This is a genomic window from Pelagibaculum spongiae (assembly GCF_003097315.1).
GTDB classification, from domain to species: domain Bacteria; phylum Pseudomonadota; class Gammaproteobacteria; order Enterobacterales; family Pelagibaculaceae; genus Pelagibaculum; species Pelagibaculum spongiae.
Map to the genome: position 1 here is coordinate 312,719 of NZ_QDDL01000005.1, position 13,454 is coordinate 326,172.

Here is a 13,454-nt window from a genome sequence, read left to right on the forward strand (position 1 = left end):
CCTAAATAGGCAGTGATATAGTAAAGCAAGCGCCTCCTAAACTTGAGCTTGTTCCTGCTTTAATCTCCCCGTTAGATATTTGAAGTAATCGCTGACAAATAGCTAATCCTAATCCATATCCAGACTTCTTATCTAGCTTGCAAAACGGCTGAAAAATCTTATCAAAATTTGATGGATCGATACCAATGCCATCATCTTCCACTGTAATAATTAGCCGTGAATTTATGATGTTTGTAGATAATAGAATGCTGTTGTCTGCATATTTTTGCGCATTTTCTAATAGATTCTTTAAAATTCTTTGTGTTTTATTTTTATCAACAGTTATTTTAGCTTCTGAGTTGGCATTGGTTGAATAGTGAATTTTAATGATTTGAGAGTCAATAGTTTGAATTACGGGCTGAATAAGTTCAGCCAGCGATATTACTGTAAGATCAATTTTTTGATCAGGACGCTCCAAACGATTGTATTGTAAGAATTCATCGACAAGATCTTGCAGTAAATATAGGTCTTCTTCTAATGACTGAATTCTTTGCTCAGTCTGTTGTTGTGGTGATTCAGCCAGTAACTCAACTTGTAATTGTAGTCTGAAGATAGGTGAGCGTAATTCATGTGCCACCATATTGGTAAGCTGCTTGTGGCTAGCGATTAACTGCTCAATTTGCTGTGCCATTTGGTTAAAATGCAGATTTAATTTACCAACTTTATGGCGGCTTTTTTCACTGACGCGAGTTGTGAAGTTGCCAGAACCAAATCGATTGGCTGCTTGTTCTAGAAAACTTAGCTTTCGGTGTAAACTAAACAACCATATTCCACTACCCATAGCTGCAATTAAGAACAAAATAAACATTGCAGTTGCCATGCTGTGATCATCTTTAATAATCAAAGGGTGGTTGTCATTAATCTCTATTTTATAGAATTGGTTTTTGTAGTCGAGGCGAAAATAATCAAATTCATTATCATCGAACCATACTTTTTTTATTTCTAGGGCTTTAAGTATTGAAGGAGGAATATTCTCTTTATCGATCGCTGTGATTAATTGTTGGTTTTTATTTGAAACAAGATCTAGCAATGCTTGTAAATTAGCAGATGGATTTTCTTGTATAATTTGATCAATCAATTCAACTTCAGCAGAGAACTGTTCTGCATATTGTTGGTTAACGTTGTCATCAAATAAATATATATCAATCAGATTGATAGAAAAAAATATGCTGAAAACAATCAGCAAAAAACCTATATAAAGAGAAATAAATAGTCGAGTCATAGTAATCGGCCTTGTTAACTACCCTAATTATGCCATAGAGAATAAAAATTAAGACTGATTACTTTGTATGGGAATGTAACTACTGTTCGGTATTGGTAGCCCAAAACTCAGGAACGAACATGTAACCCTTGTTGCGCACAGTAATAATGCCTTTCGCCCTTCCAGGGTTGTCGCTTAGTTTCTTTCTCAATTGAGCGATTTTGTTGTCAATGGTTCGATTGAGCCCATCATACTCAAGCCCAGAAAGTGATTGCAGCAATTGATCCCGGCTTTGCACTTGTTCGGCATGGCTAGCTAATTGCCAGAGAATTTTAAACTCTGATGGTGTCATTAAAAGTTCTTGTTTATTCAAAAAGCAGGTCTGTTGTAGCTGATTAATATGTAGCGTGCCAAATTCAAGTTGGTTTTGTTTGACAGGCCTAATATTTTGCTGTTGTCGACGTAATAACATATTGATTCTGGCCAATAATACACGTGGTTGAATCGGTTTTTTTACAAAATCATCGACACCTAAATCAAGAGCAGTTAACTGGTCTGTATCATCTTCGCTGGCGGTAAACATCATAATTGAGCCATTGAAGTCACTTCTAATCTGACGACATACCTCGTGACCATCTAGATCTGGAAGCATAAGATCGAGGACGATGAGCTCAGGGGGTGTTAATTTGATTTGTGAAACAGCACTTTGTGCAGTGGCGAAGTGATGAATATTCAAGCCATGGCTTTGCAGATAACTGGTGAGTAACTCAGCCAGCTTCAGATCATCCTCAACCAGAAAAATACACTTACTAATCACTGTTGCTCTCATTCCCCGATTGCCTAGAGCGATTATAGCGATTTGTTGAATAGAAAAGCGTTTCTGGTTGATTTATCAGTATCAACGCAGCAATTATAAGTAGATTTTATTGATCTATCGCAAGTTTTTATGACCCGCAGCCATATGATTTTTATATGATCTAATAACTTTAATTTATGAATGCTTGAAATAGCAGAAATTTTACTGATTGATACTCTGGAAGTGCAATTGATTGGATTGAATGGAAAAAAAGCTAGCTGACTCTGGTCTACAGTAAAGGAGATATACTATGACTAGCAAAGTTGCCCACCCTGATTTCTCAATCTAATTGCTATGCTGAATAATTTTTAGGCAATAGTAGTTTCCTATTAATCGGTATCTGTTTCATTTAAGCCAAGGTTAAAATATGAATAAGCTGTTTGGAAAACCTTCTAGATTTGTGCTTCCAGGATTAATTTTATCACTACTCCCTTCGTTTTCCTCGGCACAAGCACTACCAGATATTGGTCCAGTATTGAGCCCAAGTTCATTTTCTGCTTTAAGCGGTCAAGCATTCAACTTTAATATTGATATTTCAGATACTAACGGTGGCGCATTTACTTTTCAAAATTGGACTTATCCTGCAGTAACCGGTGTGTCTGTTAATTCGGCTACTGGCGCTATTTCTGGCTTAATTGCGACACCGGGTATTTACCAATTATATATTCGTGCTCAAGATGCGACATCACTTTCGGATACTGAATATTTTACGCTTAAAATATATGATGCCGTGAATCAGGATTATCAGGTGTTGCAGTCATTTAGTGCTAAGTCAGGCATTACTGATCAAGCCACAACTTATACTTTGACAGCCCAGAATCTTAACAGCCATGCAGCAGCTTCTACTGCGACCGTAACTGCAACATTCAGTGGTAGTGTGTCATTGACAAACACTAATGACGATTGCGTAATATCCAATATATTAGAAGGTAAAGAGATTTCATGTAATTTGGCAATACCTGCCACAGGTGAAGTGCAGCGCCAATTTTCGATTACTCCAAGCGCTAATAGAAGAATTGCTGTAGTAGCTGAAGTATTTCGTTCTGGATTAACGGATATAGACACTGCAAATAACCGCTCAGAGCGCAATTTTTATGCTTATTCTGCAGAATTTAATGCCGCTAGTCAGGCGAGAGCTTATTCTGAAAATGCAGCCGCTATCATTCTTGAAGATCTGAATAAAGATACTAGGCCTGATTTAGTTTTATTTCCGGTCGAAGGATATCCGTCAGTGATGTTAAATCAAGGTAATGGCACCTTTGCTGCACCAGTTGTTCAAGCGGGTTATTTAAGAACTCGGGCTGTTGCTGCTGCAGATATTGATAATGATTCACTTGTCGATATTTTTGCAATCACCCATCGTGGTGCTGGCCAGAGTTTGAATGGGCGAATTATTCATTTTGAAGCAGATGCTAATGGACAGCTTCAAGTTCGAGGAAATATTGATGGCATCCGGTTTAATTCAGACAAACTAGATTTTGGTGATGTCAATAATGACGGATATACTGACTTAATTATTGGTAGCCAGGCGGGTGATAGCAATACGATTGTTTACAGAAATACCAATGGAAGTTTTAGTACGGCAAATAACATTAATATTCATACCGGCAATATTCAAACGGCTCTGGTTGCGATTGACGATTTATCAGGTGATAAATCTGGTTACCAGGATATTATGGTTGGAACTTTTGATGAAGGTAGCTCTCAGACACCGGTTAATTCAGCTATTTATAAAAATAATAAAAATAGTGTTTTTAGCTCGAACATTAACACTAACTTCCTCGAGCAAGTTAAAACATTTTCTTCAGAGGTAATTAGTGAACCGAAATATTTGACTATTGGCGATGCTAATGGTGATGGAGATAAAGATTTATTGCTGACTTCTGTTGTAACTAGGCGGACTGATTTGCAGAGAAATAATACTAGTCGGTTATATATTAACTCTGATTATAGTTTTAGCACTTCAACCAGCTTTATCAGTAATGATCTGAATACTACTCATATAATGGATATTGAATCTGATAATGATAATGACATTGTTGTGATAAATAAGGATGGTAGTACGCAGGTTTGGACTAATCAGAGTAACGTGTTTGGTTTGGCTGATTATACTTTGAACCTTCCAGAGCAATCTCTAGTGGTATCAGGGTTCCTTAATGATGATACGTTTCCTGACTTGGTAACAGTATCTAAAACAGGGGCTGGGGTTCGTGTGTTCTTGAATCCGCTGACCGGATCATCAGCAATTTCATTTAGTAGTACATCTGAGAATAATGGTGGTGTATTTGGATTTGGTTGGTTATTACTATTATTCAGTATTTCATCTGCTGCTGTGATCTTTAGAAAGAAATTTAGAGAATAAATCAAACTTTGAAATACAAAGCCATATCCTTTCGGGTATGGCTTTGTATTTATATAGATGTAATTTATACCGTAAATAAGCATGGATGCTGGTGCAGACATTTACATGGCTATTTTTTATATTGTTTATGACTGCTGTTGTTCTCTAATAGAAGCATACCATTGTGATGGGTTCACTAGCTCGCCATATTCATCTACTGGCGGATAGGGTATACGCTTTTCATCACAAAAATATTTTAATTTAGGTTGGGTCCAACAGAATAATAACCGGCGGCGCTCTTCATCCGACATTTTACTGCCTGATGTATACATACCGGCCCGCATGCGTTGGCGCTGCGCTTCAAATAAAATCAAAGCGGCTGCAACAGAAACATTCAATGATTCAGTTAACCCCAGCATCGGAATAATAATATGCTGGTCAACTGCTGCTAGGGTGGCTTCTGGTACACCGCGTTTTTCTTGGCCTAATACAATGCAAGTCGGTTTGGTATAGTCGATATCTCGAAAATCTACTGCACTATCTGATAAATGCGCCGCCAATACCTGCTTACCTTCAGCTTGTAGTTGAGATACTGCATTTAGCGCATCATCGTGTAATTGCTTTTCGACATAACGGTCGGCACCCATGGCAGTGCCGCCAAAACTGCTCATGCGATCGTGTGGATAAACACAATGGACTTTTGAAATACCAACTGCATCGCAAGTGCGAATCACTGCGGCGACATTTCTCGGTTTATTTACGTTATCCATTAAAACCGTTAAATCCGGTTGGCGGCGAGTAATTGCGTCATCCAAAATAGCCAAGCGTTCAGGGGTCATGCCAAAATTTCCTGCAGTATTAATTTATCTGAATCAAAAAAAACAGCAGCGCTAATGGCTGCTGTTTAAAAATTATATTAAGTAAACCAACCTAAAAAACTACAGATTGTGGCCGCGAACAATCCGCGCGGTACCTTCAACATGGCGTAATTTTCGAATAACACGAGCTAGGTGAACTCGGCCTTTCACCGCAACGGTGAAACTCACTACACTAATTAAGCCATCACGATCTTCAGTGGTGATATTTTCGATATTGGCATCGCAATCGGCAACCGTCATTGCCAATCGAGCCAGTACGCCGCGTTGGTTGGTTACTTCAACTCTAAGCTCTGCCAGGAATTCTCCCACCACTTCATCATCCCATTGCATGGGTAAGATTTTATGGGGATGGTTTTCACGGTCAGATACGTTATTACAGTTATTAACGTGAACAACTAGGCCTTTACCAGCGCTCAGGTAGCCAACAATTGGATCACCAGGAATGGGCCTGCAACAGCGGCCATATTTAATCACCAGTCCTTCGGTGCCTTTAATCGCTAATGGATTTTCATCTAAATTAGACGATTGTTGCTCTTCGCTAATTAATACTTGAGCTACTAAAGGCGCCATTCGATTTCCGAGACCGATATCTTCTAACAGATCATCCCAGTTTTCTGTTCCCAGATGCTCTAACAGTTTTTTCCGCTGATCATCATCTAACTGAGTGGTACTGAAGCCACTGGACACTAACTCTTTATCTAACAGGCGATTGCCAAGCGAGATAGATTGAGAGCGGCGTTGGGTTTTCAGATGGTGGCGAATACTGGCGCGGGCTTTACCTGTGACAACAAAGTTAAGCCAGGCTGGGTTGGGTCTTGCGGCCGGCGCGGTGATGATTTCAACGGTTTGGCCATTATTAAGTTGCGTACTTAATGGGACGAGTCGTCGGTCAACCTTGCCTGCAATACATCGGTTGCCCAAGTCGGTGTGAATGCCATAGGCCATATCAACTACAGTCGCGCCGCGGGGCATTTCCATAATCTTGCCTTTAGGCGTAAACACATAGACTTCATCGGGGAACAAATCGACTTTAACGTTATCGATAAACTCCAACGAATTACCGGCTTGTTGCTGCATTTCCAGCAGACCACGAATCCATTTGCGGGCACGCTGTTGGGCGTTAGAGCGGCCACTGCCATCGTCATCTGACTTATAAAGGAAGTGCGCTGCAATACCGTTATTGGCCATTCGGTCCATGTCTTCAGTACGAATCTGAATTTCAACCGGCACCCCGTAAGGGCCAACCAGAACGGTATGAATCGACTGATAGCCATTGGCTTTAGGAATGGCGATGTAATCTTTGAAAGCGCCCGGTCTTGGTTTGTACAAGTTGTGTACCGCACCGAGCACTCGATAACAGGTATCGACCTTATCGACCACTACGCGAAAGGCGTAAACGTCGGTAATTTCATGCAGGGTTCTGGCGCGGATGCCGGGATCTTCTTTTTTGGCTCTCAGCTTGCGGTAAAGGCTATACAGGTGTTTTTCACGCCCATAAACCTTGCAGCCGATTTCCTCACGTTCCAGACATTCCAGAACAGCGCTTTCAATGGTTGAGATAATCTCGGTGCGATTACCTCTGGCTTTGCGTACCGACTCTCGTAGCACTTTGGCACGATAGGGGTACATGGCGGCAAAACCTAAATCTTCCAGCTCGATACGAATGGTGTTCATACCCAACCGGTTAGCAACCGGTGCGTAGATTTCCAAAGTTTCGGTGGCGATTCTGCGACGTTTTTCGGGTGCTAAATGCCCCAAAGTTCGCATGTTATGCAGCCGGTCGGCCAGCTTTACCAAAATCACTCGAATATCTTTGGCCATCGCCAACACCATCTTGCGGAAGTTTTCCGCTTGGGCAATGGTGCGATTTTCGAATTTAATTTGGGTCAGCTTGGTGACACCTTCCACCAGTTCTGAAACATCGGAACCGAATTTTTCCGATAGATCTTCAGCGGTGTAATCAGTGTCTTCAATCACATCATGCAGCAAGGCCGCCATAATGCTTTGATGGTCCATCCGCATGCCGGCGAGAATTCTCGCCACGGCAACTGGATGTGATATATAGGGTTCGCCTGAGCGGCGCATCTGCCCGTCATGAGCTAGCTTGGCCAGCTGATAGGCTGCGCGTACTTGACTCACCTGATCTCCGTCCAGGTAGGTCAGCAGCTGTTTTTCCAGCCCGGATATATAGTCCTTTTCCGGCTGTACAGCAGATGCTTCGCTCACTACGATTAGAATCCCTGCATATGTTGTGCGGCTTCACGAGCTTCTTCTTCTAAACGCATGCCTTCTTCAGTTACCGCACCTGCCGCGATTTCGCGCAGAGCCAAAACTGTTGGCTTATCGTTTTCCCAATCCAATTTTGCATCGGAAGTACCAGTAGCTAACTGGCGAGCACGGATAGCTGCTACGCGAACCAGTTCAAAGCGGTTTTCTACTTCACCTAGACAATCTTCAACAGTAACTCGTGCCATTTTTTCGCTCCAGAGGAATAAAAGAGGCAAATTCTAACAAACAATCTGGGCTGAACCTATTTTCAACCGAAGATCATTCAATGCGCTCAAATCAATAATAATCAGACTCTTCATACTTGCAGATACAAGGACATTCACTGTCTACTAGTATCGCTAAATATTCTGGGTATCGGCCTAATCTCAGGCCAGTAATTCTTGCAGTAAGCCTTTTTGGGCTATTGCTTGATTTTGTAACTGCAATCTTCTGGTGATGATAATCGAATCCAGTTGATTAAGCGCGATATCAAAATCGTCATTGACTAATAAATAATCAAATTCTGCATAGTGAGACATTTCGCTGATCGCTTCAGCCATTCGAGCATCAATGATCTCTTCACTATCTTGTCCACGATTATTTAACCGCTCACGCAGCGCTTGTTGGCTGGGTGGCAGGATGAAAATCCCGGTACAGTCAGGGTTCAAGCGACGAACTTGCTCAGCACCCTGCCAGTCAATTTCCAAAATAACATCGGTACCTTGTGCCAGCTGTTGCTCAACGGCTTTTTGCGAGGTGCCGTAGAAATTGCCAAACACTTCAGCTGATTCCAAGAAGTCAGCGCTAGATTGCATCGCTTGAAAATTCTCTACCGAAGTAAAATGGTAGTTCACACCATCTGCTTCGCCCGGACGCATGGCACGGGTGGTATGAGAAACCGAAACAGTCACACCCTGGCTACGATCCAATAATGCTTTAACCAAACTGGTTTTACCGGCACCCGAAGGTGCTGCAACTATATACAAGTGCCCCGACAAGGCATTGCAGATATTGGCTGTCATTTTTTAAACCCTGAATAACAACAGCCACCAAACCAGATGGTTGGTGGCTGAAAAAATCTACCAAGTAAAGGCTTACTGGCCTTTAAGAAAGTCGTCGCTAAGATTTAATTCTTCGTTGGAATTAATTCTAATGCCACTGGCCAGAATGGTGCTGGCAATTTGCTTGGCTTCTGGCAGGGAGTGCATGTCATAAGTACCGCACTGGTACTCATTCAGTTCAGGAATGTCACTTTCTGCTGCAACTTCCAGTACGTCAGCCATGGCAGCCTTCCAGCTATCAGCCACTCTGCCTTCTTCAGGCGAGCCAATCAGGCTCATATAAAAACCGGTACGACAGCCCATAGGGGAAAGGTCGATGATCTCAACCCCATTGCCATTCAGGTGATCACGCATAAAACCGGCAAACAAATGCTCCAGCGTATGAATGCCGCGCTCACTGAGAATGTCTTTATTGGGCGCAGTAAAACGCAAATCAAAAACAGTAATGGTATCTCCACCAGGAGTTTGCATGGTTTTGGCAACCCGAACGGCTGGTGCCTTCATTCGAGTGTGATCAACACGGAAACTATCAAGAAGCGGCATTTAGGAGATTCTCATACTGGCGAAAGGCGGCAATTATACCTAGATGTTGCGTTGGCTAATAGACCCTTTAGCGATCAAACAACTGAAGTCGGTCAAGATGGTGTTATTGACAGATTGGCGTACAGCAGCGGGAAGGCTTTCAGCAACCCTGATGTTGTAGGTTGTGCGGAGCCTTAGCAAACCACAATATTTGTGCTGAGCGTGCATATTAATCGTTGCTAAGTGCTTGCATAACGAGGATGTGCCAAGAAGGCAATCTGTAAAGAATGCTACCTTGAGGGTTGCCTATATTTGGTTTGCTATTAAACGAAAACACCAAAAATTTATCAATAAAAAACAATCGGCTTTCGTAGCCTGGGTAAGTCTGCAAGTACACTCAGGAGCCAAAGGTTTGCATGGGATTGGGATCAAGTGAACGCTTGAATTTATATTTTTTATTTCGGTTAGTTGTATCTCTTCAGCATATTTTTTGCGGTTTTTTAATCTAGTGAATTGTTGGCCACTGGTCATTTACAATTGGCAAGCTTGGCATCATCAGCCACTGACTAAAATAAAAACATTTACTTTTCATTAAAACATGACATTCAATGCTTTTATTTTTCATCTTTGCAGCAAACATCTGCATTTCTACTGCGCTGGTCTTATTTTAAACAAAACAGCTTGTTGTATTAAGGGGGGGGATATAGTTTGCGCCTATTTCGGTGTATGTGAATGCTATCGGCCTGATACTGTTATATCACTTTAATCAAATAAACGGATAAGCCATGTTTAGATATTTTTTGTTATTTGTATTCACGTTTTTTTACTCCGCATTAAATGCCGAACCAGCAACACAGCAGAAAATCGCCACCAACAACTCATGGTTCAAAGTCAGTAAAGACGAACAATACAACGGCCTGTGCCAGGCACTGACTCAGTTTATGAACCAGCAACCCTGGGAAGCGCTGCAGTCCTGTACGGTACCTGATATGAGCGATAGCCCATTTGAAGCGGTAATATTTACCCCGGCTGCTGAAGAAGATCTTGCAAAGCTCGACCGAATTGTCGACCCCTACTTTTACCTATATGAAGATGCTGATGAAATTTGGCAGAAAAGAAAGCGGCTTTATCAGAATGGGGAGTTAGCGCTAAAAGAGGCTTGGCTGGATATTAATAATGATCAAATCACCGATCATGTCGTGGAATATTCCAGCATAAACAGTATTTGTCTGCCTTTAGGATATGGCGACTATGATCAACTGAAAAAATCAAAAGAGCAGCTTTGGAATAATATTAGCCTGAATGAGAGAAAAAAATTGGCTGAAAAATATGGTTTTTTCAAATCTTACCACGTGGTTGTTGGGTATAAAAAAGAAGGGGTTTTCTCATCCCCGTCAGGTTTGTTCAAATTCAAAGGCCAGACTTATGGGTATGAATCTTCACTCAGTATAAAGGATACAGCGACCAAATGGGCCATTAGAGATTTCTTAGAAACTTCATATGTTTCTACTATCAAGCAAAATACCAACCCAAAACTGGTAACCACTACAGGCTGTTGGTTGCATTTAAATAAAAGGCAGGTGGAAAATGAACGACTCCCAGTGGAATGATTTAAAAACGAAGGAAGGTGATAAGTCTAGTATTTATCTAGATAGTAAAGGCATAACAAGCATCGCATCGGGTTTGAATTTAACTGTGGGGAGCTCATTAGATGCAGTGTTGGATGTTCTGGGGCATACTAAAGAAAGTTTGGGCGATATTAGAAGAGGAATACTTAAACATAATCTAGGGAAAATATTCAAAAAAGACTGGAATAAAGACAGTAGAAAAGCAGAGGTTAACGCGCTACTAAATACCGCGGCTAATAGTGTATCGAAAACCAATAACAAACCATCTAGAACGATGGATATCACTCGTGAAGAGAACCGCAGGCTTGCAACTGAAAAAGTTTTTGATGGTTCTGAGTCCGGTATTATCACGCGAATAGCTGCAGTGGGAAGAACTACAAACAAAAAAGCAACGGAAGCTTTTAATAAACTAACAGCAGATCAAAAGCATTCTATCAAAGATTTAAAACATCATGGTGGTAATGGTCTAATTGGCCCCAAGCTGTCAGCTGCAATAATTAATGATGAACCACACAATGCAGCCTATGAAATACTATTTGGCAGCAACCATAATGATCATGATGGCGATGGAAAAAAAGATACTCGTTAGTCCGGTTTTCATTCTAGAAGAATTGACGAAGCTAAGGCATTTACTGATGATTTAACTGGAAAGGAAGCGGAAAAACTTCATGCCAAAATTAAGAACAACAAAGATGGTTTAGAAAATAATATAAAAGATGCAAAAAAAGTTCTTGAAGGATCAAATGAAGCAGTTGGGTTGTCAGAAAAAGAAAAACAAGCTGAGTTAAAGAAATACAATAACGTCATTGGTGAACTTGAAAAGAAAATGGATAAAGCAAAAATAGAATATGAAAAAATAGTGCTCTCTGCTGATACAGAAACTTCTAACAATGATGAAGATGAAGACACCACCACTACTCCTGAAGATGAAGAAGACGAAACTTCCGAAGACGGCCGCCATGTAAATCCTGAAGATATTAATAATGATGTCGTAGCAAATCCGGATAAGGTTGATCCGGAAGACACTTATACCAATAACGGTAACCCCGACACTAAAGAGCCAGAAGGCCCGGCAACGCAGGATGATAGAAATGATCCGAATTATGGGGTGGTGGATCCGGTTAACCCTGATTTAATAGACCCATTAAAAACTGGCAATTCTGGTAATGGAACCGCACCGAATAGTGGTGCCCAGCCAGATAAAACCTTCGACCAGTACAATAATGATAAAAATGAAGAAACTGCAGCAAATAATGGTTTGACACCACCTTCCAAGCCTAAGCCAAATACTGGTTTTACCGGAGATACCGGTGGCACGATACGAATTTATATGCCCGGTTTTGGTTATGTTAATGTAGGCCGAAACGGTTCAATTAATGGTTTTAATCCTTCTGGCGGCAGCTTTGGGGGGTGGTCGATATGGCGGCGGGTCATTTGGTGGTGGCCGTTACGGTGGTGGTTATGGAGGCGGTTCATTTGGTGGTGGTCGCAGCGGTGGCGGTTTCTTTGCGCCAGTAGTTATAGACCTAGATGGCGACGGCGTAGAGTTAGTCAATTTATCGGATTCTTCTGCAAGTTATGATGCAGATTTTAACCAACTCAAAAACCCGATGGGTTGGGTCGGTAAAGACGATGGTTTGTTAGCCTTTGATAAAAACGCCGATGGCCAAATTAATCAGACCGATGAAATTTCTTTTACCAGCTATTTAGAAGGTGCTCAAACTGATTTAGAAGGTTTGGCGGCATTTGATAGCAATAATGACCAGCAATTAAATGCGGCTGATGAGTTATGGCAGCAGTTTGGTGTTTGGCAAGATGCGAATCAAAATGGTATTTCTGAAACTGGAGAGTTTTTATCGCTTGATCAGTTAGGTATTCAGTCAATTAATTTGGTCAGTGATCAGCAGGCAGATATTTCTGGTAGTAATTTGATACATGGTTTAGGTAGCTATCAAACCAGTGATGGGCAAACCCACCAATTAGCCGATGTTAGCCTGGCTTATTTATCCGATACCATTGAACAACAACTTCAGCTGAATGACGATGGCTCTGTTGATTTACAGATAGAGCAGGGACAAGTGCATTTTTTATCCGATCAAGTAAACCAGTTTAATTCTCAGCAGGCGGATTCATCGCTGATAGGTATTGTTGGTAGCGATCAGAACGATCAAATTGAAAAAACCGGCGATCAGAATGGCTTTATTATTGGTGGCCGTGGAAATGATCAGCTATTTGGTGGTGCGGGTAATGATGATTTCTTGTTTGCGGCGGGTGACGGTAAAGATGTAATCAACTTACAGAATAGCGGTGGCACCGACCGGTTGCTGTTAGCTGATATTAGCCAGCAGCAGCTGGAGTTCACGCAGATTGATGATGATTTGCAAATCTCGGTATTATCACCGCAACACAGTGACGATCAAATTACGATTGAAGGCTGGTTCAGCCAGCCACAGCAACAGCTGAATGCGATTGTTACAATTGATAGCACACTAAGTGCTGCTGCGGTCGACGGAATGATTCAAGCAATGGCAGGTTTTGCTGCTGCTAATGAATCAGGCGAAGTCAGCATGGCTGAAGAGCGCCAGCAGCAGGACTTGGGATTGGTTATTGCCGGTGCTTGGGGATAACGGCACAAAAACTACCGCACCTGCCAGAAGGAA

The 13,454-nt window shown here is 41.6% G+C and carries 12 protein-coding genes; 5 read left to right on the plus strand and 7 right to left on the minus strand.

What is annotated here, in order from left to right; translation table 11 throughout:
* Position 1: 1 nt before the first annotated feature.
* Positions 2-1,261 carry an ATP-binding protein gene (locus DC094_RS13925; RefSeq protein WP_116687706.1) on the minus strand — a complete coding sequence of 420 codons (1,260 nt, stop codon included), beginning with the start codon at positions 1,259-1,261 and terminating at the stop codon, positions 2-4.
* A gap of 79 nt (positions 1,262-1,340) precedes the next feature.
* Entirely contained in the window at positions 1,341-2,069 is a 729-nt protein-coding gene (locus tag DC094_RS13930) for a response regulator (protein WP_116687707.1), read from the minus strand.
* A gap of 394 nt (positions 2,070-2,463) precedes the next feature.
* Between DC094_RS13930 and DC094_RS13935 the strand changes: the two genes are divergently transcribed.
* On the plus strand, positions 2,464-4,458 hold the full coding sequence (locus DC094_RS13935; RefSeq protein ID WP_116687708.1) for an FG-GAP-like repeat-containing protein: 1,995 nt from the start codon (positions 2,464-2,466) through the stop codon (positions 4,456-4,458).
* Positions 4,459-4,583: 125 nt separating this feature from the next.
* Here the strand turns inward: DC094_RS13935 and trmH are convergent, their stop codons facing one another.
* The 5 genes from trmH to luxS form a co-directional block, all read right to left on the minus strand.
* Positions 4,584-5,276, minus strand: coding sequence for a tRNA (guanosine(18)-2'-O)-methyltransferase TrmH (gene trmH / locus DC094_RS13940; protein ID WP_116687709.1), 693 nt, complete (start codon positions 5,274-5,276; stop codon positions 4,584-4,586).
* A 99-nt stretch (positions 5,277-5,375) separates the two neighbouring features.
* The gene (gene spoT, locus DC094_RS13945) at positions 5,376-7,541 is read right to left on the minus strand and encodes a bifunctional GTP diphosphokinase/guanosine-3',5'-bis pyrophosphate 3'-pyrophosphohydrolase (protein ID WP_241504055.1); all 2,166 of its coding nucleotides are present in this window, start codon (positions 7,539-7,541) and stop codon (positions 5,376-5,378) included.
* A 5-nt stretch (positions 7,542-7,546) separates the two neighbouring features.
* Positions 7,547-7,789, minus strand: a complete 243-nt coding sequence (rpoZ, locus tag DC094_RS13950; RefSeq protein ID WP_116687710.1) for a DNA-directed RNA polymerase subunit omega — start codon at positions 7,787-7,789, stop codon at positions 7,547-7,549.
* A gap of 180 nt (positions 7,790-7,969) precedes the next feature.
* Positions 7,970-8,605, minus strand: a complete 636-nt coding sequence (gene gmk, locus DC094_RS13955; protein WP_116687711.1) for a guanylate kinase — start codon at positions 8,603-8,605, stop codon at positions 7,970-7,972.
* A 72-nt stretch (positions 8,606-8,677) separates the two neighbouring features.
* Positions 8,678-9,187 carry an S-ribosylhomocysteine lyase gene (gene luxS, locus DC094_RS13960; RefSeq protein ID WP_116687712.1) on the minus strand — a complete coding sequence of 170 codons (510 nt, stop codon included), beginning with the start codon at positions 9,185-9,187 and terminating at the stop codon, positions 8,678-8,680.
* Between the two features lie 764 nt (positions 9,188-9,951).
* Here luxS and DC094_RS13970 point away from each other — a divergent pair.
* The 4 genes from DC094_RS13970 (at position 9,952) to DC094_RS13985 (ending at position 13,421) form a co-directional block, all read left to right on the plus strand.
* Complete coding sequence (locus tag DC094_RS13970; RefSeq protein WP_116687714.1) at positions 9,952-10,776, plus strand: hypothetical protein; 825 nt, start codon at positions 9,952-9,954, stop codon at positions 10,774-10,776.
* Positions 10,754-11,383: a hypothetical protein gene (locus DC094_RS13975; RefSeq protein ID WP_116687715.1), complete on the plus strand. Its 630-nt coding sequence runs from the start codon at positions 10,754-10,756 to the stop codon at positions 11,381-11,383. The genes DC094_RS13970 and DC094_RS13975 overlap by 23 nt, the downstream gene beginning before the upstream one ends.
* A gap of 168 nt (positions 11,384-11,551) precedes the next feature.
* Positions 11,552-12,376: a hypothetical protein gene (locus DC094_RS23040; RefSeq protein ID WP_116687716.1), complete on the plus strand. Its 825-nt coding sequence runs from the start codon at positions 11,552-11,554 to the stop codon at positions 12,374-12,376.
* Positions 12,315-13,421, plus strand: a complete 1,107-nt coding sequence (locus DC094_RS13985; RefSeq protein WP_500796513.1) for an SPM autocatalytic domain-containing protein — start codon at positions 12,315-12,317, stop codon at positions 13,419-13,421. The genes DC094_RS23040 and DC094_RS13985 overlap by 62 nt, the downstream gene beginning before the upstream one ends.
* Positions 13,422-13,454: the final 33 nt, after the last annotated feature.

Bases quoted from the DNA above. Each gene is read 5' to 3' on its own strand.
- luxS (WP_116687712.1), bottom strand. From the start codon at position 9,187: ATGCCGCTTCTTGATAGTTTCCGTGTTGATCACACTCGAATGAAGGCA.
- DC094_RS13930 (WP_116687707.1), bottom strand. From the start codon at position 2,069: ATGAGAGCAACAGTGATTAGTAAGTGTATTTTTCTGGTTGAGGATGAT.
- DC094_RS13975 (WP_116687715.1), top strand. From the start codon at position 10,754: ATGAACGACTCCCAGTGGAATGATTTAAAAACGAAGGAAGGTGATAAG.
- gmk (WP_116687711.1), bottom strand. From the start codon at position 8,605: ATGACAGCCAATATCTGCAATGCCTTGTCGGGGCACTTGTATATAGTT.
- rpoZ (WP_116687710.1), bottom strand. From the start codon at position 7,789: ATGGCACGAGTTACTGTTGAAGATTGTCTAGGTGAAGTAGAAAACCGC.
- DC094_RS13970 (WP_116687714.1), top strand. From the start codon at position 9,952: ATGTTTAGATATTTTTTGTTATTTGTATTCACGTTTTTTTACTCCGCA.
- DC094_RS13935 (WP_116687708.1), top strand. From the start codon at position 2,464: ATGAATAAGCTGTTTGGAAAACCTTCTAGATTTGTGCTTCCAGGATTA.
- DC094_RS13925 (WP_116687706.1), bottom strand. From the start codon at position 1,261: ATGACTCGACTATTTATTTCTCTTTATATAGGTTTTTTGCTGATTGTT.
- trmH (WP_116687709.1), bottom strand. From the start codon at position 5,276: ATGACCCCTGAACGCTTGGCTATTTTGGATGACGCAATTACTCGCCGC.